Source organism: uncultured Demequina sp. (assembly GCF_913055775.1).
Taxonomy (GTDB): domain Bacteria; phylum Actinomycetota; class Actinomycetes; order Actinomycetales; family Demequinaceae; genus Demequina.
In genome coordinates this window covers 1-18,163 of the sequence record NZ_CAJXJX010000020.1, presented here as the reverse complement: position 1 = coordinate 18,163, position 18,163 = coordinate 1, and the positions used below count along the sequence as shown (strand labels likewise).

Annotated in this window: 16 protein-coding genes; 11 read left to right on the top strand and 5 right to left on the bottom strand. The window is 71.4% G+C overall.

Annotated elements, in window-relative coordinates; genetic code table 11:
• The first annotated feature begins 41 nt into the window (after positions 1-41).
• From QZ483_RS03520 to QZ483_RS03480, 9 genes are read left to right on the top strand one after another with little or no spacing between them, the layout of a single operon-like run.
• Positions 42-1,007, top strand: coding sequence for a MoxR family ATPase (locus tag QZ483_RS03520; RefSeq protein WP_297081605.1), 966 nt, complete (start codon positions 42-44; stop codon positions 1,005-1,007).
• The gene (locus tag QZ483_RS03515) at positions 1,004-2,404 is read left to right on the top strand and encodes a DUF58 domain-containing protein (RefSeq protein ID WP_297081604.1); all 1,401 of its coding nucleotides are present in this window, start codon (positions 1,004-1,006) and stop codon (positions 2,402-2,404) included. Before QZ483_RS03520 ends, QZ483_RS03515 begins: the two co-directional genes overlap by 4 nt.
• Complete coding sequence (locus QZ483_RS03510) at positions 2,401-4,974, top strand: transglutaminase domain-containing protein (protein ID WP_297081603.1); 2,574 nt, start codon at positions 2,401-2,403, stop codon at positions 4,972-4,974. The genes QZ483_RS03515 and QZ483_RS03510 overlap by 4 nt, the downstream gene beginning before the upstream one ends.
• On the top strand, positions 4,971-6,995 hold the full coding sequence (locus QZ483_RS03505; RefSeq protein ID WP_297081602.1) for an FHA domain-containing protein: 2,025 nt from the start codon (positions 4,971-4,973) through the stop codon (positions 6,993-6,995). The genes QZ483_RS03510 and QZ483_RS03505 overlap by 4 nt, the downstream gene beginning before the upstream one ends.
• A complete protein-coding gene (locus QZ483_RS03500; RefSeq protein ID WP_297081601.1) occupies positions 6,995-7,810 on the top strand; it encodes a PP2C family serine/threonine-protein phosphatase in 816 nt (271 codons plus the stop codon). Before QZ483_RS03505 ends, QZ483_RS03500 begins: the two co-directional genes overlap by 1 nt.
• Positions 7,807-8,484 (top strand): hypothetical protein, encoded by a 678-nt coding sequence (locus QZ483_RS03495; RefSeq protein ID WP_297081600.1) that lies wholly within the window; start codon positions 7,807-7,809, stop codon positions 8,482-8,484. Before QZ483_RS03500 ends, QZ483_RS03495 begins: the two co-directional genes overlap by 4 nt.
• A 44-nt stretch (positions 8,485-8,528) precedes the next feature.
• Positions 8,529-9,662, top strand: a complete 1,134-nt coding sequence (gene gcvT, locus QZ483_RS03490; protein WP_297081599.1) for a glycine cleavage system aminomethyltransferase GcvT — start codon at positions 8,529-8,531, stop codon at positions 9,660-9,662.
• A 40-nt stretch (positions 9,663-9,702) separates the two neighbouring features.
• Positions 9,703-10,086, top strand: a complete 384-nt coding sequence (gene gcvH, locus QZ483_RS03485) for a glycine cleavage system protein GcvH (protein ID WP_297081598.1) — start codon at positions 9,703-9,705, stop codon at positions 10,084-10,086.
• Between the two features lie 34 nt (positions 10,087-10,120).
• Positions 10,121-10,639, top strand: coding sequence for a (deoxy)nucleoside triphosphate pyrophosphohydrolase (locus tag QZ483_RS03480; protein WP_297081597.1), 519 nt, complete (start codon positions 10,121-10,123; stop codon positions 10,637-10,639).
• 65 nt (positions 10,640-10,704) lie between these two features.
• Here QZ483_RS03480 and QZ483_RS03475 read toward each other — a convergent pair whose 3' ends face one another.
• Both QZ483_RS03475 and QZ483_RS03470 read right to left on the bottom strand, forming a co-directional pair.
• Complete coding sequence (locus QZ483_RS03475; RefSeq protein WP_297081596.1) at positions 10,705-12,099, bottom strand: DUF222 domain-containing protein; 1,395 nt, start codon at positions 12,097-12,099, stop codon at positions 10,705-10,707.
• Positions 12,100-12,192: 93 nt separating this feature from the next.
• On the bottom strand, positions 12,193-12,759 hold the full coding sequence (locus QZ483_RS03470) for a DNA-3-methyladenine glycosylase I (protein ID WP_297081595.1): 567 nt from the start codon (positions 12,757-12,759) through the stop codon (positions 12,193-12,195).
• 164 nt (positions 12,760-12,923) lie between these two features.
• Between QZ483_RS03470 and QZ483_RS03465 the strand changes: the two genes are divergently transcribed.
• Positions 12,924-13,808, top strand: a complete 885-nt coding sequence (locus tag QZ483_RS03465; protein ID WP_297081594.1) for a methylenetetrahydrofolate reductase — start codon at positions 12,924-12,926, stop codon at positions 13,806-13,808.
• A gap of 61 nt (positions 13,809-13,869) precedes the next feature.
• Here QZ483_RS03465 and QZ483_RS03460 read toward each other — a convergent pair whose 3' ends face one another.
• Positions 13,870-14,295 (bottom strand): OsmC family protein, encoded by a 426-nt coding sequence (locus tag QZ483_RS03460; protein WP_297081593.1) that lies wholly within the window; start codon positions 14,293-14,295, stop codon positions 13,870-13,872.
• 223 nt (positions 14,296-14,518) lie between these two features.
• Between QZ483_RS03460 and metE the strand changes: the two genes are divergently transcribed.
• Positions 14,519-16,846, top strand: coding sequence for a 5-methyltetrahydropteroyltriglutamate--homocysteine S-methyltransferase (metE, locus tag QZ483_RS03455; RefSeq protein ID WP_297081592.1), 2,328 nt, complete (start codon positions 14,519-14,521; stop codon positions 16,844-16,846).
• Positions 16,847-16,939: 93 nt separating this feature from the next.
• On the opposite strand, the gene QZ483_RS03450 is transcribed toward metE, so the two are convergent.
• The gene (locus QZ483_RS03450; protein WP_297081591.1) at positions 16,940-17,365 is read right to left on the bottom strand and encodes a prepilin-type N-terminal cleavage/methylation domain-containing protein; all 426 of its coding nucleotides are present in this window, start codon (positions 17,363-17,365) and stop codon (positions 16,940-16,942) included.
• 192 nt (positions 17,366-17,557) lie between these two features.
• Positions 17,558-18,046, bottom strand: coding sequence for a GNAT family N-acetyltransferase (locus QZ483_RS03445; RefSeq protein WP_297081590.1), 489 nt, complete (start codon positions 18,044-18,046; stop codon positions 17,558-17,560).
• Between the last annotated feature and the right edge of the window lie 117 nt (positions 18,047-18,163).

Genomic DNA, 18,163 nt, shown 5'->3' with positions numbered 1-18,163 from the left:
CGCCACCCGTGGGCGTTGAACGACCTCACTGAGGAGAGCACATGACCATCACCGACAAGCAGGCCACCTGGTATGCCGACACGTTCCGCGAGCTCGTGGACAACCTCGAGCGCGCCGTGCTGGGCAAGCGGCACGTCGTCGAGCTCGCGCTGACGGCGCTCGTGTCCGAGGGGCACCTGCTCGTGGAGGACGTCCCCGGCACGGGCAAGACGTCGCTGGCACGCGCTCTCGCGCAGTCGGTGAAGGGCACGTCGACGCGCATCCAGTTCACGCCGGACCTGCTCCCGGGCGATGTCACCGGCATCACGGTGTTCGACCAGAAGAAGGGCACTTTCGAGTTCCATGCGGGGCCGATCTTCGCCAACATCGTGCTCGCGGACGAGATCAACCGTGCGAGCCCCAAGACGCAGTCGGCGCTGCTCGAGGCGATGGAGGAGGGCCACGTCACGGTCGATGGCGTCACGCGCAGCACGGGCGCGCCGTTCATGGTGGTCGCCACCCAGAACCCCATCGAGCAGGCGGGCACCTACCCGCTGCCCGAGGCGCAGCTCGACCGCTTCCTGATGCGCACGTCGCTGGGCTACCCCGACCACGGATCCACGCTCCAGATCCTCGACGCCGGCCGTCCCGCGCGCGTCACCGTTCCGGCCGTGGTGGAGCTCGAGACCGTGGCGTCCATGACCGACCTGTCGCGCGAGGTGCACACCAGCCCGCTCATCCTCGACTACGTCGCCCGCATCATCGACGCGACCCGCAACGCGACCCAGGTGCGGCTAGGGGTGTCCGTGCGCGGAGCCATGGCGCTCGCGCGCACGGCGCGCACGTGGGCGCTCGCGCACGGCCGCACCTACGTGACGCCCGACGACGTGAAGACCCTGGCCGATCCGGTGCTCGCGCACCGCCTCATCCTCGACCCGGAGGCCGAGTTCGACGGCGTGACCGCGACCGCAGTGATCGGTCAGGTGCTGCTCGACACCCCGCCGCCCACGCAGAAGGATCTCGAGTGACAGAAGCCTCCACAGGCGTCACGCGGGCCGATCACGGCCGAGCGGGACGCACGCGCGCCGGCCACACGCGGGTGACCACCACCCGCGTGGGGACGACGACGCGCACCCAGATCGCAGGCGAGCGCCGTGGCCGCCGCGCCGCGCGCCGGCTGTGGGCGCTGCATGCGTGGCGCGCGACTGCGGCGGCAGTCGCGCGCGTCTGGGACGAGGCTCAGGCGATCGTCACGCCCGCCGGATGGACGGCTGTCATCTGGGTGATCGCCGGCTTGGTGTTCGGGCTCGCATTCGGGTGGGGAGAGGCGCTCATGGGCGCCGCGGCCGGACTGGTGCTGCTGCTGATCGCGCTGCCGTTCCTCATCGGCCGGGAGCAGTACGAGGTCGACTTCACGCTTGCCCACGAGGCGGTGGTCGCGGGCACCGACGCCGACGGCGAGATCATCGTCGCCAACCCGACCGCCCGGCTCGCGCTTCCGGGGCGCGTGGACGTCCCGGTCGGCTCCGGCCTGATCGACTTCCACGTGCCGACGCTGCGCAGGGGGCACCAGCATCGCGAGGCGATCGTGATCCCCGCTCCCCGGCGCGGCATCATCGACGTGGGCCCGGCGACCACCTCCAGGGCCGACCCTCTGCGGCTGCTGCGCCGCGAGTTTCACTGGGCGGACGTGCGCACCCTCTACATCCACCCGGTCACGATCGCGATCCCGAGCACGTCGCTGGGCTTCATCCGCGACCTCGAGGGGCGCGCCACGCGTACCCTCACCGACGAGGACATCTCGTTCCACGCAGTCCGCGAGTATCAGCGGGGCGACGCGCAGCGCCGCGTGCACTGGAAGTCGACCGCGAAGACCGGGACGCTCATGGTGCGTCAGTATGAGGAGACCCGCCGGTCGACGATCTCGATCGTGCTGGACCTCGAGGAGTCCTCGTACGCCTCGGCGGACGAGTTCGAGATGGCGGTGAGCGCGGTCGGGTCGCTGGGCGTGCGCGCGATCCGCGACGGTCGTGACGTCGAGGTGGTCGTCAGCGGCGAGGTGCCGGAGTTCGCCAAGGCGTCCGTCCGCTCGCTGTCCTCGCTCCGCGTGACCTCGCCCCGTGCGCTCCTCGACGACCTCGCGGGAGTCGAGGCCGCATCGGCTGTCGCGCCCCTCCCGACGCTCACCCGCATGCTCGTCGAGTCCTCGGGAGAGACCTCGCTCGCGTTCCTCGTCACGGGATCAGCGCAGACGCTCGCCCAGCTGCAGTCCTCCGCGCTCGCGTTCCCGGGCGACGTCGCGGTCGCCGCCGTGCTGTGCGATCCTCGGTCCGAGCCGTCGATGCACGCGCTCGGGCGCACGCGGGTGCTGAGCCTGGGCATCCTCGACGACCTGCGTCAGCTGCTGGCACGGGGGGCGACATGAGCCCTGTCCGGCCCGAGGATCGGCCCACCTGGACCTTCACGCTGATCAACGCGCTCGTCATGATGACGGGCTCCGCGATCGCCGCCTTCGCGCTCTACCCCGTGTATGAGTCAGTTCGCTATCTATCAGCGATGGCGGTGGCCGTGCTGGGCGGCGCGGCCGCGGCGGTCCTGGCTGAGCGGCTGGGCAGGGGACCGCTCGTCGTGTCCGTTCTCGTGCTCATCGTCTACGTGACCGGCGGTCTCACCCTCGTGGTGCCGGGAGCGCTGGTGAGCGCCGACGCCGCGGCAGATGCACTCGTGGAGCTCGCGGTCGGGCCGGTGACGGGGTGGAAGGACATCGTCACTCTCCCGCTGCCCCTCGGATCTTTCAGCGGCACGCTGGTGCCGATCTATGCGCTGTTCCTCGTCGGCACCGCCATGACCACGTGGGCCGCCGTCCACGCTCGCCGCGCCTGGCCGCTCGCCGCCCCCGGCGTGGCCCTGCTGGTGCTCACGGCCGTGCTGCTCGGGCCGGCCACACGGGCCGCGGCTCCGGCGTGGGCCCCCGCAGGCACGTTCATGAGCCGCGAGCTCGCCGTGGGACTCGCGACCTTCGTGCTGACGCTGGGATGGTTCGTCTGGCGCGCGGCCCACACGCGGCGCGCCGCGAGGCTGCGGGCCCGGTCGACGGAGCAGCCTCGGCTCGCCAGGCGGCAGAGCCTGCAGATCGTGGGCGGCACGGTCGCGGTGGCGGCGATGCTGCTGCTGGGCGTCGGCACGGCCGCGCTGATCGCCGGGCCGATCGCCGCGGAGACATCGCGCGAGGTGGCCCGCACCGTGGTCGACCCGCGTCTCACCCTGGCCTCCGCGGTGTCGCCGCTCGCGACCCTGAGGACGTACTACTCGGACGACGCCTACGACGCGGTGCTGTTCCGGGTGAACGTGACGGAGGGCTCGCCCGAGCGGGTGCGCATCGCCGCCCTGCCGTACTTCGACGGCGAGTCCTTCACGGCGTCCGCCGGCCCCGACCAGCCGACCGTCAGGTTCGAGCGTGTCCCGGCGGTCATAGACGCGGCCGAGGGCGCCCAGATGGTCCAGGCGACCATCATGATCGGCGTGGGCGGAGGCATCTGGGTGCCGCTGGTCGGCGAGCTCGGTTCCGTCGACTTCGAGGGCGTGCGCCGCGCGCAGCTCGTGGATGGCTTCTACTACCTGCCGGAGACGGCGACGGGCATCGAGTCTGCTGGAGGCGGCGTGGTGTCGGGCGACCAGTACACGGTGCGCGGGTACGTGCGTGACGCGGGGACGGGCCTGGCGGCGCTGGGCTCCTCGCCCGCCGCACCCACGATCGACGCGTCGCTGATCCCCCCGGCGCTGTCCGAGTGGGTGGCGCGGCAGGAGGTGACGCGCGACGGCCGCGGTCTCGACGAGCTGCTGACGCGGCTGCGTGAGCGCGGATACCTGAGCCACGCGCTGGACGCGGCCCCTGACGGTGGCCGCTACGCGTGGGAGGAGGACCTCGACGGCTACGTCTTCGCGTCGTCGGCGGCCGGGCACTCCTACGATCGCATCGAGCGGCTGTTCCTCGAGCTGCTCGAGCGCGAGGACATCGCGGAGGGAACAGGAGAGCCGTCCCTCGTGTCGGGCGTGGGCGACGAGGAGCAGTTCGCCGCGGCGGCCGCGCTCGTGGCTGCGGAGCTGGGCTTCCCGTCGCGGGTCGCGCTCGGAGCGCGCCTCACGACCGCCGATTCCGAACTGTCGTCGACGACCCCGTGCACCGACGGCGAGTGCCAGGGCCGCAACATCACCGCGTGGGTGGAGGTCCAGGGGGCCGACGGCCGATGGATCGCCGCCGACGTCACGCCCCAGCACGAGGCGCCGCTTGCCCCGGACACGACGTCCGAGACCGACCCGGAGCACGCGACGGACATCGATCCCGAGCGCGCGGAGGCCATCGTGCCACCGTCGTCGCAGCGCGGGTCCTCAGACGACGACCCCGGCTTCGAGGAGGCCTTCGACGACCTCTCGCTGTGGCTGCTGCCTTCCGTGCGCATCGGCGCGGCGGCCGCCCTCATCGCTCTGGCGCTCCTTGGGCCCTTCCTCCTGATCCTGCTGTGGAAGTCCGGAAGGCGCCGCAGGCGCAGGCGCGGGAACCCCGAGGCGGCCGTTCACGGCGGGTGGGACGAGTACCTCGACAACGCTCTCGACGCTGGCCACGAGGCGCCCCCGGTCGCCACCCGGGCCGAGGCGGCTGCGGCGTTCGGCACAGACAACGGCGCGCGGATCGCGGAGCTCACGGACCGCGCCACCTTCGCTGGCGCGGCCACGGACCCTGGAGAAGCCGAGGAATTCTGGCGACTCGTCGACGCCGATCGCGCGGCCTGGCTGGGCGCTGCGGGATGGTGGGGGCGGCTGAGGATGCGCGTGTCGCTGCGCTCGGCGTGGCGAGGACTGGCGTCGCCGCGACGCACCGATGGAACTGAGCGGCAGCGACCCGGATCGTGGTCCCCCGAGCACGACACCGCGGGACGCCACCGCGAGGCGGGGCGCCGTTCTCGTGGCGCCCACCGGAAGGAAGGACAGAGATGACGGACCAAGCGCTGATGGTCGCCGCGGTGGCGCTGACGGCGATGCTCGCAAGCTACCTGTGGATGGCGTTCGCGCTCGGGTCGCTGCTGCGCAAGCTCGACGAGCGACCGGGACGCGCCTGGATTCCGGTGTGGCGCTGGGTCGCCGCGGCGAAGGCCGCGCACCAGCCGGCCACTCCCGTGGCGATCGCGCGAAGCGTGGGGCTGGCGGGCCTGGTGGCCGTGGCGGCGGGGATCGCGCTCGCGGTCGCCGACGCTGAGACCGATGCGGGCACCGAGGGCGCGGACGCCGCGGGCTCGGGGGCTGGCGGCCTGGCATCCCTGCTCGCGGACTCGGCGCTCGCGGATGTCGCCGTGGATGCGCGCGCCGTGCTGATCGGGGGGCTGGTGGCGGGGCTGCTGGGAACGATCGTGGGCTGGGGTCTGTGGGTGCACGGCTCGGGCACCATCGAGATGAGGCTGCGCGCTCCGGCGGCGCTGTCGTGGCTCGCGGCTCTCGCGCCGGTGGTCTGGGCATCGGTGATGGGGTGGGGCAAGTACGGGCGCACGGGCTCGCTCGCGGCGCGGCTCGCCGCAGGGGCGTCCGCGCCGTCGCCGACCGCCGCCGCGGATGAAGGGGACGTCGAACCCGAGTCCTCGAGTCTCGTTGCGGTGGGTGCCGGCTCGGCGCACGCCGTCTCGCCCGATGCGGCCCCGACGCCGTCACCCGCGTTGCCGCTGCCCCGGCGCGACCGGACGGGGAGCGGCGACTCCGATCGTCGTCCCGTGGAGGGCGGCGGGACCGAGAGCGAGGCGCCGGGTGGGTCAGGCATCGAGGGAGGCTCGGGTCCGGAGTCGCTCGACACCGCGCCGATCACCGTTCCCGGTGGACGGCAGGAGCGTTGGCGAGGATTCGGGGTCGAGGACGCGGCCGCGGCGGTCGTCGACGAAGAGCCGTTGCTGCCCGACCCGGCGGGTCCGTCCACCGGAACGATCGACCTGGGCGGCCGATGGGACGAATTGCGCGCGGGCGCCGGCGTCGATGCCGACGATGGCCCCAGGCCGGAGGCCGGCGACGGCACCAGGACGAGCCCGGTCGCGGAAACCGCGCGCACGCCCGTCGGCGATGCTGGTGCCGCGCCCGACGAGTCCAGGCCCTCGGCTCCGACGCCGGGTCTGGCTGCCTCGCCGTATCTTGCGCGCTCGTCGTCAACGGCAGCGTCGGCAGCCTCGGCGCCGTCGTCGCCGTCCGGCGAGACCGACGCCCCGGCGCCGGCACCCACCCCGGCACCTGCCACCGAGCGCTCCGTCGACCTCGCCGACGACCCGAACCCCGTCGACGACGGACTCCCCGGCTGGGTCACCGGGGCGATTCCGGTGGTGCCGGTGTCGAGCGAGGGCTCGGACCAGGCCGATGCGGCTGGAGCCTCGGCACTCGAGATGCCGCGGGACGTGGGACCCGACGCCTCGCCGGAGCCGCCCGCGCAGTCTCCTGAGGCGACCGCTGCGCAGTCTCTCGAAGTGAATTCGGCATCGTCCCCCGAGGCGACCACTGCTCCGTCCCCCGAGGCGACCACCGCTTCGTCCCCCGAGGCGACCGCTGCATCGGCGCTGCCGATTCCGACCGCCGGCTCGACCGCACCCAGCGCTCCCGCCGACGACGCCCAGGATCCACCCGAGGATCCCGAGGAGCAGACCATCGTGGTCAAGCGCAGAAACGCATCGTGGGTCCTCGAGGTGGTGGGCGGCGCGCGGTATCGGCTGCCCGAGGACTCGGTGGTCGTGGGGCGGGCGACCGCGCGGCCGTCTCCCGAGACCCTCGCGATCGAGGACTCCACGCGCACCATGTCCAAGGTCCACGCCGAGCTGACCTTCGAGCAGGGCGGCTGGTACGTGCGCGACCTGGGCTCCACCAACGGCACGTACCTTCGCGATGGGGACGACGAGTGGCCGGTGGTCGGCGACCGCCCGGCGCTCGTGGAGGGAACGCTGCTGCTGGGCGACCTCGAAGCGCGGATCCTGCCAGACGAGAGGAGAGGGTGATGTCGGCGGTGTGGTGCACCGGCGCCGGTGTGACGGCGATCGGCATGAGGGCCGAGAACCAGGACGCGTACCTGAGCGCCGGCCGGGTCCAGGTGGTCGCGGACGGCATGGGCGGACACGTCGGCGGAGCGGCCGCGGCGCAGGCCGTGGTCGATGCTTTCCGACCGCTGTCGGGAGCGACCAACGCCACGCCCGATCACGTGGCCGATGCGGTCGCTCAGGCTCGCCGGGCCGTCGACGAGGTGTCCTATCGCGAGGGTGGCGACGCTGGGTCGACGCTCACCGGCGCGATCGCGGTCGAGCACGACGGCGTCCCATGGTGGATGGTCATCAACGTGGGCGACTCGCGTGTGTACGCGCTCGAGGGCGGCAGCCTCACCCAGATCACGGTCGACCACTCGCACGTGCAGGAGCTCGTGGACGCGGGCCGCATCACGCCCGAGCAGGCTCTCGATCATCCCGATCGCAATCTCATCACGCGCGCGATCGGTGACGGCATGTTCGGCTTCGACGGCTGGCTGGTGCGTGCGCGCCCCGGTCTGCGCCTGATCATCGCGAGCGACGGCCTCATGAAGGTCGTGTCAGATGCGCGCATCGGCATGATCGCTTCGCTGGCCGGCGACGGCTCGACGGCCGCCGCCCGCCTCGTGGCTGCGGCCGAGGAAGCGGGTGCTCCCGACAACGTCACGGTCGTGGTCGCGGACACGCTGAACGCCCACACGCCGACGGATGCCTCCGCCGACCCCTGGCGTACCTGGGGCGATCGCGACGATGACGACACGACTGTGTCCGGACGCGTGAAGGCCGGCGTATGACTCGAGCCCCGGGCGAGGACGCTCGCGACTCTCAGGCAGACGAGGTCGCGGAGCCGGACGCCGACCACGCTGAGGAGCCGAGCGACGTCGACGCTGCTGAGCCGGACGTCGACGACGCCACGATCGTCGCGTCCCGCCGCCAGGCGGGAGCCGGGGACGACGCGACACGGCTGTCGGCGCGCCGGGGTGGCAAGCCTGGCGACGCTGCCGATGACGGGTCGGTCGATCGCGGTTCGGTACCTGGCGCGGCCGGGAGCTCGGCCGAGCCGGCCGAAGCGCCCGAGGTCACGGAGGATCGCACGGTGCTGTCGCGGGTGCGACGGGCCGATGCGGGCGCGACTCAGGTGTCGCCCGACGCCCGGCCGCACCGTCAGGGCGAGCGGCCCTCGGTCCCCCCGGAGCACATCGCGACTCACACGTGGACCGGGACGTTCGGTTCTCCGGACGCGCCGTACCCACCGCGCGAGAAGCTCGCGCCACCACCTCCGGATGACGATGAGCCGGGCTCTCCTGCCCGGCCCGCCATTCATGTGCTGTCACCCGCGGAGGTGACGCGCCGCCGCGACGCGTCGCGGCGCAGGCGCCTGGCGATCGCCGTCATCGCGATCGTCGCGACGAGCCTGGTGGTCGCGGGAGCGCTCGTGGGTGCCGGCCTGCTGCTCAGCGGCCTGTGATCGACGGCGCCCTCGCGAGCCGTGAGGTCGCGTAGGTTGGTGCCGTGAGCACACTCGAGTCGCCCCTGTACCGCCTCCATGTCGAGCTCGGCGCCTCCATGACCGAGTTCGCGGGATGGCAGATGCCGCTGCGCTACGAGAGCGACGTCGTCGAGCACACGGCCGTCAGGAACGCCGCGGGGCTGTTCGATCTGTCGCACATGGGCGAGCTCATGGTGCGCGGCGAGGACGCCGCTGCGGCGCTCGACTACGCGCTCGTGGGCCACATGAGCCGCATGGGCCTGTGGCGTGCGAAGTACACGATGATGTGCTCGGACGACGGCGGCGTGATCGACGACCTCGTGGTCTACCGCCGGGACTGGGATCACTTCATGGTGGTCGCCAACGCCGCGAATCGCGAGAAGGTCGCCGCCGAGCTGACCCGCAGGTTCGCTGCGGCCGGCCTCGACGCCACGGTCGAGGACGAGACGGCTGCGATCGCGCTGATTGCGGTCCAGGGCCCGGCCTCCGCCGAGATCGTCGCCTCCATGTGCGAGCTCGGCGCGGATGACATCCGCACGATCAAGTACTACACGGCGGCAAACATCCTGCTCGAGGGCGGCATCCATGCATTCGTCGCGCGCACCGGCTACACCGGCGAGGACGGCTTCGAGCTGTTCGTCTCGGCGGTCGAGGCCCGTGAGGTCTGGGAGCTCGCCGCGCGCCACGGCGAGGGTGCCGGGCTGATCCCGTGCGGCCTCGCCTCGCGCGACTCGCTGCGCCTCGAGGCCGGCATGCCGCTCTACGGGCACGAGCTGAGCCACGACACGACGCCCTTCGAGGCCGGGCTCGGCCGGATCGTGAGCTTCGGCGTCGACGGAGGTCCCAAGCGAGGCGACTTCGTGGGTCGCGTCGCGCTCGCGCGAGCGAAGGACGAGGGTCCCGCGAAGGTCCTCGTGGGGCTCGCGGGCGACGGACGCCGTGCGGCGCGCACGGGCTATGCGGTCACGGATCACGAGGACCGCCAGGTGGGCGTCGTGACATCGGGCATGCCGTCGCCGACGCTCGGTCGGCCGATCGCGATGGCGTACGTGCCCCCGCAGCTGGCAGAGCCCGGCACCGATGTGGGCGTCGATGTTCGTGGCAGGCGCGAGCACATGCGCGTGGTCGCGCTACCGTTCTACAAGCGGGACGCGTGACCGGTCGCGGGCCGGCACCACAAGCGAGAGGCAGAGTGACATGGCGAGCATTCCCGAGGAGTTGAAGTACTCGAAGGAGCACGAGTGGGTCGCGGGTGAGTTGACGTCGGGTTCCGTCGTCACGGTGGGCATCACCGCTCACGCCTCCGAGGCGCTGGGCGACGTCGTGTTCGCGGAGCCGCCGGCGGTCGGTGCCACGGTGACCGCGGGCGATGTGTGCGGCGAGCTCGAGTCCACCAAGGCGGTGTCGGAGCTGTTCTCGCCGGTGACCGGGACGATCGTCGAGGTCAACGAGGCGCTCGAGAATGAGCCCGAGTCGATCAACGCCGAGCCCTACGGCTCCGGCTGGATCTTCAAGGTCGAGTTGAGCGGCGCGGCCGAGGGCCTTCTCGACGCCGCGGCGTACGCGGAAGTCTCGGAGTAGGGCCGATGCGGTCGCGGCCGGGGACGCACCCCTGATGGGCGGGCACACGTCGACACGGCTCGTGGTCGCGGCGGCGATCACGGACGACCTGGACGTGCCTCGAACGCTGTTGGCCGCGCGGCGATCCGCGCCCTCGGCCCTCGCGGGTTTGTGGGAGTTCCCGGGCGGCAAGCTCGAGCGCGGCGAGACCGTGGAGCAGGCGCTGCGCCGCGAGCTGCGCGAGGAACTGGGCGTTGAGGTCAAGATTGGCGACGAGGTGCCAGGCCCCGACGACGGACGCGGCATCGAGGACCAGTGCGGCGAGGACCCGGTGTGGATGCTCCGCCCGGGAGACGCGGACGTCGAACGCCTCGTGATGCGCGTCTGGTGGGCGCGGATCCTGCCGGGCGCGGATGGCGCCGCGGTGGAGCCGCGGCCGCTCGAGGACCACGACGCTCTGCGCTGGCTCGAGCCCGGCGGCTGGCGCGATGTCGCCTGGTTGCCGGCCGACAAGCGCGTGGTCGATGCCCTGCTGACGGACGCCACCGAAAGGCACCGACGGGCCTACTGCTGAACGCCGCCTGCGGCTGCGCACGGACACCACCTGACCGCAGACAGAGTTCACCCCTGTGTGTCCGGTCAGGCCGCCGTCACGTACCCGCCGTCGAGATGCGCCTTGCCCCCGATGCGCGGCGTGCGATGCGGGTCGACGCTGGCGGGCGGCGTGAACCACACGTCGTCGCCACGCACCTCGATGCGCCAGTCCTGGTGATGCATGCGGTGGTGACAGGCGGTACAGAGCATGACGCCGTTGCGCAGGTCGGATCTGCCGCTGTCGCGGTGCCACCATCGAACGTGATGTGCCTCGCAGAAGCTGGGTGGGGCGTGACACCAGGAGCACCCGCCGTCGCGTTCGAGCAGCGCGATCCTCTGCGCGGGGGTGAACAGCCGCGAGGCTCGACCCACGTCGAGCGGCAGAGAGCCCGACCCCATGACCACCGGAATGATCGCCGCGTCGACCGCCATCGCCCGCAGGGTGGCGACGGAGATGGGCCCCGAGAGCTGGTCGCACTCTCCCACGCCGACTCCGGACTCGAGGTCCTCGGCATCCACGCGCATCACGATCTGGGCCTTCACGCCTGCAGTGGGCTGCTCGCAGTCGAGTCCGTGTGTCGCCAGCATGGCCGGCGCGTCGACGGCGATCTGTCCGGGGCTCCGGTCGTCGGCGATGCCTGCGCCGCCTTCGACGCCGTCTCCGTCCAGAGACCCGTCGCGGGACTTGTGGAGCGCGGCACGCACCTGCGCCTCGATCCAAGCCTTGATGGGCGCGGCGGTGAGCGGGTCGAGCTTGCCGTGCATGATCACCATGCCAGCAGGGTCGTCCGAGAAGCTGAGGAAGCGCTCCTGGTGCAACCGCCGTTCGGTCTTCTCGAGATCCCGCGGCGAGCGCCGGGCGACCTCGCGCCGGCACGCCTTGCGCAACTGCGGCACCGTGAGCCGCCGCGCCTGCGCCACAAGTCCTTGCTCGAGCCCATCGAGGTCCCCCGCCTGCGGCTCCGCGGGGTCGATCGAGTCGAGAGCCTCGGTGATGGCCCGCGCCGCATCGACGCTGATCTCGCCGGCGCGAACCGCCGCTGCGACATGGTGATGCCGCGGCGCGGGCGGCTCGACATCACGCCCGGCCCCGCTCTCGTCAGGCGCCGGCACCGGGGCGTCCGCGTTCTGCAGGGTGCGGCCGACGTCGATGATCTTGCCTGCCTCGCCTGGAGTGATTCCCAGGTCCTGCGCGATCATGCCCTCGGGCCGCCGATGCCCTTCCTTACGGGCCATGCCCGCCCACCCGAGCTCGTCGGACGACCGCGAGGCCGCCTCCGCCGCGATCTCCGCCACCAGCGCGTCGAAGCTGCGCTTGGCGCGCCCGACCTTCTCTCGCAGTGTCGCGAACTCCTGGCGCGGCAGCGCACCGAGGTCAGCGCCGTCGTAGGCGAGCAGTTCGCCCGCCTGGCGCTTGAAGCTCTCGGTGGAGAAGGTCATGACTCCATCCCATCAGAGGGGTGTGACAAACACGATCAAAGCGCCTGGAAATGGTGGATAGCGGTCACATCGCAGAGCCTGTGGACGGACGGCTCACCGCACCGCGACGCACCCCGCGATGTGGTCGTCGACCAGCCCGCACGCCTGCATCAGCGCATACATCGTGGTGGGACCCACAAACGCGAATCCGAGCGACTTCAGCTCCTTCGCGAGAGCCGCGGACTCGACGGTCTGAGCCGGCACGTCCTCCCAGGCCTGGGGCCGTGGTCGCGCCTCGCCGGGCCGATGCCCCCACACCACCGCGTCCAGCGAACGCCCGGACTCCTGCAGTGCGAGCGTCGCGCGCGCATTGGTGATCGCGGCCTCGATCTTCCGACGGTTCCGCACGATCCCGGCATCGCCCATCAGCCGTTCGACGTCTTCCTCATCGAAGCCTGCCACCGCACCGGGGTCGAAGCCCGCGAACGCCTCGCGAAACCCCTCCCGCTTGCGCAGGATCGTGAGCCACGACAGCCCCGACTGGAATCCCTCGAGCACCATCCGCTCGAGCAGCGCCGCGTCGCCGTGGACCTCGCGCCCCCACTCCTGGTCGTGGTACTCCGCGTACAGCGGATCGCCGTCCCCGAAGCATCGGACCAGGTCGTTCGTCTCCGTGATCATGCTGCCAGTGTGCCGTGCCGCCCTGCCCGCCCGCGCATCGGCCCCCACCACTCTGTGGAGGACCTCCGAGCGCACGCGCCTGTGCACGGAAAGGCACGACGAAGGTGCGCCGCGCCCACCCGGGTAGCGGCCCGGACGCCCTGCCCACTAGGGTGACCACCGCCATGACCATCCGTGAATTGCTGCGCGACCACGCGCCCACGCTCAGCTACGAGCTGTTCCCCCCGCGCACGCCCGCGGCCGAGGCGACCCTCGAGCAGACCATGCGCGTCATCGCCGCCACGGAGCCCGACTTCATCTCGATCACCTACGGCGCCTCGGGCACCACCCGCAGCACGTCGCGCGGCGTGGTTCAGCGCATCGCCGAGTCCCACACCATCCCCCCGCTCGCGCACCTGACGTGCGTCGACCAGTCGCGCGCGGAACTGATCGACGTGATCGAGGGCTACCTCGACCAAGGAGTGCGCGACTTCCTCGCGCTGCGGGGCGACCCGCCGCAGGGCCAGAGCGACTGGCGCCCCCACCCCGACGGCCTCCTCTACGCGAGCCAGCTCGTCACCCTGCTGCGCGAGGTCGCGGGCGCCCACGGCATCGGTGACCTCAGCATCGGCGTCACGGCGTTCCCGGCCCAGCACGCGATGGCGCAGTGGCGCCAGCAGGGCCTGGACATCCTCGCGGCCAAGCAGGAGGCGGGCGCGGACTTCGCGATCACCCAGGTCTTCTACGAGGTCGACCAGTACGTTTCGCTGGTGCAGGACGCCCGCGACCAGGGCATCGGCCTGCCGATCATTCCCGAGGTGATGCCGCTCGTGAGTGCCCGCCGGGCCCACCGCGCGGCGCAGCTCACCGGCGTCCCCACCCCCCAATCGCTCGTCGCGGACCTCGAGGCCGCGGAGGACGACGTCGCCGCCCGCACCGCAGGAGTCGAGCACGCCGCGCGCCTGTCACGCGAGCTGCTGGAGGCGGGCGCGCCCGGGATACACGTGATCACGTTCAACAAGCACGAGGCCGCCATGGACCTCGTGAGCCGCCTCCCGCTGCGGGGCTAGGCGCCCGGAGCGGGCGCGCCCAGTCCGCAGGGCCGATGCGCGGGCGGCGACCCGCACGCGGTCAGACTTCGCGCAGGGTCACCGGGGAGCCCTGGGAGACCGTGCGCGACACCGTGCACGTCTTCTCCTCGGCGGCCTTGAGCGCGGCGCCGATGCGCGCGCGAGCCTTGTCGCCGTCCTCACCCTCCGGGAAGGCCACGTCGAACAGCACCTCGATGTCGCGCAGGAAGGCCGGCGCGCCGCCGCCCACCTTGTCGGCGTTCACGGTGACGTCGAACTTCGTGGGCTCGGCCCGGCGCGAGGTCATCATGTCGAGATCGGTCGACGAGCAGCCGGCGATCGCGACCATGAGCAGCTCCACCGAGCTCAACGCCCCGTCCACGTTGTGCCCGAACCGGTACTCCGCTCCGTCGGCGTTGCGCGCGAGGTACACGCCCTCGGCCTCGCGGGTGAGGGTGATCTGCTTGGGGGTGGTCTCTTCAGCCATGCCGGCCATCCTTTCATCCGGCCGGACAACGTCCGCGCGGCCTGGCGCATTCCGGCGCGCGCGCTTCGCAGTCTCACGATGCGGACAGGCTGTCTCATTGGGCGTAGAAAACCCCACGCCAACCCGCTAGACTCGCGCACGCACAGCATCGGCGCGACACTGGTACGCGTCGACCAAGCGCAATGGCGAGCCCGCCGCGCACTGAACACCTCCATGAGGAACCATGTCTGACATCACGAATACGCCTGCCCCTGCGCCCGCCTTCCCCGGTGGCACCATCCTTGGTTACCCGCGCATCGGCCGAATGCGTGAGCTCAAGCGGGCGCTCGAGTCGTTCTGGAAGGGCAACGCCACCGAGGCGGAGCTCGAGGCCGTCGCCAAGGAGCTGCGCGCGGCCAACCGCGACCGCCTGACCGCCCTGGGCCTGGGCCGCACCGACTCGTCCATCCCCAGCAACTTCTCGTTCTACGACCACGTCCTGGACGCCACCGTGACCTTCGGCGCGGTGCCCACCCGCTTCGCGCACCTGCGCGATGAGGACGGCAGCCTGGACCTGGCCGGCTACTCGACCGTGGCACGCGGCGAGGGCGACAAGGCCCCGCTCGAGATGACCAAGTGGTTCGACTCGAACTACCACTACCTGGTGCCCGAGATCGGCCCCGAGACCTCGTTCGCGCTCTCGAGCACCCGCTGGGTGGACGAGTTCGTCGAGGCCAAGGAGGCCGGCTTCGTCACGCGCCCGGTCATCACCGGCCCGCTCACCTACCTGTACCTGTCCAAGCCCTCGGACGACGCCCCCACCGGCTTCGAGCCCATCGAGCGCCTGGACGACCTGGTCGCGGTGTACGTCGAGCTGCTGGCCGCCTTCAAGGCCGCCGGCGTCGAGTGGGTGCAGATCGACGAGCCCATCCTGGTCGCCGACATCGACGCGGATCGCGCCGACGTCCTCGCCAACGCCGCCAAGGTCTACGAGGCCCTGGTCGCGGCGACCGAGCGCCCTGCGCTGTTCGTGGCGGCCCCGTACAACTCGCTCGACGACGCCCTCCCGGTGCTGCAGCAGGCCGGCGTGGACGCGATCGGCATCGACCTGATCCGCGGCGGCGTGCCCACGGACATCGACCTCACCGGCACCACTGTGGTGGCCGGCGTGGTGGACGGCCACAACATCTGGCGCACGGACCTCGACGCGGCACTGGCGAAGGCCGATGCGGTGGCCGCGCTGGGCGCGACCGTCACCGTGGCGAGCTCCACCAGCCTGTTCCACGTCCCGCACACGCTGCAGGGCGAGGAGCACCTGGGCGAGGAGCTGCTCAGCTGGCTCGCGTTCGCGGACGAGAAGGTCGCGGAGATCGTGACCCTCGCCAAGGCCCGTGCCGAGGGCGAGCAGGCCGTCGCGAGCGAGCTCGAGGATGCCCGCGCCGCGCTCCAGGCCCGCGCCGAGCACCCCGGCACCAACCGTGCGGACGTGCGGGACGCGCTCGCGGCCGTCGAGCCCGGCGACACCGAGCGCAGCCCGTACTCGGTCCGCGCGGCGGCTCAGGAGAACCGCTTCCACCTGCCGGAGCTGGCGACGACGACGATCGGCTCGTTCCCGCAGACGCCAGAGATCCGCAAGGCACGCGCCGCGTGGGCCAAGGGCGAGCTCTCCGACGCCGACTACGAGCAGGCGATGAAGGACGAGATCGCCACGGTCGTGAAGCTCCAGGAGGACCTGGGTCTCGATGTCCTGGTGCACGGCGAGGCCGAGCGCAACGACATGGTCCAGTACTTCGCGGAGCTGCTCGACGGCTTCGACGTGACGAAGAACGGCTGGGTCCAGTCGTACGGCTCGCGCTGCACGCGTCCGTCCATTCTCTGGGGCGACGTCGCTCGCGCCGAGCCCATGACGGTGCGCTGGGCCGAGTACGCCCAGTCGCTCAGCCCCAAGCCGGTCAAGGGCATGCTCACCGGTCCGGTGACCATCCTCGCCTGGTCCTTCGTGCGCGACGACCAGCCGCTGGGCGACACCGCCAACCAGGTGGGTCTGGCACTGCGCGGTGAGATCGCTGACCTCGAGGCTGCCGGCATCGGCATCATCCAGGTCGACGAGCCCGCACTGCGCGAGCTGCTGCCGCTCAAGAAGGCGGACCAGCCCGCGTACCTCGACTGGTCGGTGAAGTCCTTCCGTCTCGCCACGAGCGGCGCGAAGGACGACACCCAGGTCCACACGCACCTGTGCTACTCCGAGTTCGGCGAGATCATCGACGCGATCGACGGCCTCAACGCCGACGTCACCTCGATCGAGGCCGCCCGCTCGCGCATGGAGGTCCTCCCGGCGATCCAGGGTCACGGCTACGAGCGCCAGATCGGCCCGGGCGTGTGGGACATCCACTCGCCGCGCGTGCCCTCGACGCAGGAGGTCACCGAGCTGCTCCAGCTGGCCAAGGACTCGATCCCCGGCAAGCAGCTGTGGGTCAACCCGGACTGCGGCCTCAAGACCCGCGGATACGAGGAGACCACGGCCACGCTGAAGAACCTCATCGACGCGACCCGCGCGGTGCGCACCGCGTAGCGGTACAGGTCCCAGAGACGCTCAGGCCCGGCCCCCGCAGCATCATGCTGCAGGGACCGGGCCTGTGGCGTATGACAGGGGCCCCGAGTGCCGTCAGCAGGCGGCCTGCTCGACGTAGCCGTTCTGGGAGTCGAACCTCACGCCCGGGTTGGCGGCCTTGTCGCCGTTCGGGTGAGTGAAGCCGATGCACCACGTGTCGTAGTCGTTGGCATTGGTGATGCCGCTGAACACGACGCCGTCGGACGCGGGGAAGGCGATCTCGCCATCGATGACGTAGTTGCCGTTCGCGTCGACGGTGACCGCGACCGACGTGGTGTCGGGATCTTCCCACGTGGCTCTCACGAGCCTGCCCAGGTTCATCGCATCGGATTGCGCCGCCGCATCGTTCGCGTCCTTCCGGTGGTTCATGAGGAACGGGATCGCGATGGCCGACAGGATGCCGATGATGATGATGACGACGAGCAGCTCCACCATGCTGAAGCCTGACTCGGATCCCCGCCGTGCGGTGGGGACTGTCATGATTCTCTCTTTTCAGTTCAAACCCGCAGGAGCGGGTGCCGCCCTCCACAAAGGTGGCGCGTCAGAACCAACTGACACGGCCACACCAGGGCGACACGCCCATCGTGGCGGGAGTCGCCGAGGCTCCGCAAGGGTCAGAAAGCAGGACAAACGGGCACGAACACGGCGAGTGTGACCTATTTCACGCGCGCTTCACACCAGCGGACGCTGCAGGTAGGCGACATCGATCCATCGATCGAACTTGCGGCCCACCTCGTGCAGCACGCCCACGTCGCGGAACCCCAGCGCGTGGTGTAGCCCGATCGACGCATCGTTGGGCAGCGCGATCAGCGAGATCGCGGAGTGCGCGTGCGACGCCTCGAGACGCTCGATGAGGTCGCCATAGAGCGTGCGTCCCAGCCCGCGGCCGCCGGCAGCGCGGTCCAGGTAGATCGTGGTCTCGACCGAGTGCAGATACGCGGCGCGCGGCCGGTAGGGCGCCGCGTACGCGAACCCCACCACCGCATCGGCCTCCTCCACGACGATCCACGGCAGCTCGCGCTCCTGCACGGCCGCGATGCGCGCGCCCATGGTCTCGACCGCGACCTCGTCGTACTCGAACGTGATGACGGTGTCGCGCACGTACGGGTTGTACAGCGCGGCGATGGCAGCGGCGTCGTCGGTGGTGGCCTCACGGATCATGAGGCCATTGTGCCGGGCCGATGCGCGGGTGGGGTCACGACGCTCGCCCCACCTGGATCAGGGCGAAGGTGAGCCCCATCTCCTTGAGCAGTTCGGGTGCGGCGGCGCCGTCGAAGA

What these genes read in the sequence shown, in the direction of transcription:
- QZ483_RS03520 (WP_297081605.1), top strand. Translation starts at nt 42, where the DNA reads ATGACCATCACCGACAAGCAGGCCACCTGGTATGCCGACACGTTCCGC.
- QZ483_RS03510 (WP_297081603.1), top strand. Translation starts at nt 2,401, where the DNA reads ATGAGCCCTGTCCGGCCCGAGGATCGGCCCACCTGGACCTTCACGCTG.
- QZ483_RS03505 (WP_297081602.1), top strand. Translation starts at nt 4,971, where the DNA reads ATGACGGACCAAGCGCTGATGGTCGCCGCGGTGGCGCTGACGGCGATG.
- QZ483_RS03500 (WP_297081601.1), top strand. Translation starts at nt 6,995, where the DNA reads ATGTCGGCGGTGTGGTGCACCGGCGCCGGTGTGACGGCGATCGGCATG.
- QZ483_RS03495 (WP_297081600.1), top strand. Translation starts at nt 7,807, where the DNA reads ATGACTCGAGCCCCGGGCGAGGACGCTCGCGACTCTCAGGCAGACGAG.
- gcvH (WP_297081598.1), top strand. Translation starts at nt 9,703, where the DNA reads ATGGCGAGCATTCCCGAGGAGTTGAAGTACTCGAAGGAGCACGAGTGG.
- QZ483_RS03480 (WP_297081597.1), top strand. Translation starts at nt 10,121, where the DNA reads ATGGGCGGGCACACGTCGACACGGCTCGTGGTCGCGGCGGCGATCACG.
- QZ483_RS03475 (WP_297081596.1), bottom strand. Translation starts at nt 12,099, where the DNA reads ATGACCTTCTCCACCGAGAGCTTCAAGCGCCAGGCGGGCGAACTGCTC.
- QZ483_RS03470 (WP_297081595.1), bottom strand. Translation starts at nt 12,759, where the DNA reads ATGATCACGGAGACGAACGACCTGGTCCGATGCTTCGGGGACGGCGAT.
- QZ483_RS03465 (WP_297081594.1), top strand. Translation starts at nt 12,924, where the DNA reads ATGACCATCCGTGAATTGCTGCGCGACCACGCGCCCACGCTCAGCTAC.
- QZ483_RS03460 (WP_297081593.1), bottom strand. Translation starts at nt 14,295, where the DNA reads ATGGCTGAAGAGACCACCCCCAAGCAGATCACCCTCACCCGCGAGGCC.
- metE (WP_297081592.1), top strand. Translation starts at nt 14,519, where the DNA reads ATGTCTGACATCACGAATACGCCTGCCCCTGCGCCCGCCTTCCCCGGT.
- QZ483_RS03450 (WP_297081591.1), bottom strand. Translation starts at nt 17,365, where the DNA reads ATGACAGTCCCCACCGCACGGCGGGGATCCGAGTCAGGCTTCAGCATG.
- QZ483_RS03445 (WP_297081590.1), bottom strand. Translation starts at nt 18,046, where the DNA reads ATGATCCGTGAGGCCACCACCGACGACGCCGCTGCCATCGCCGCGCTG.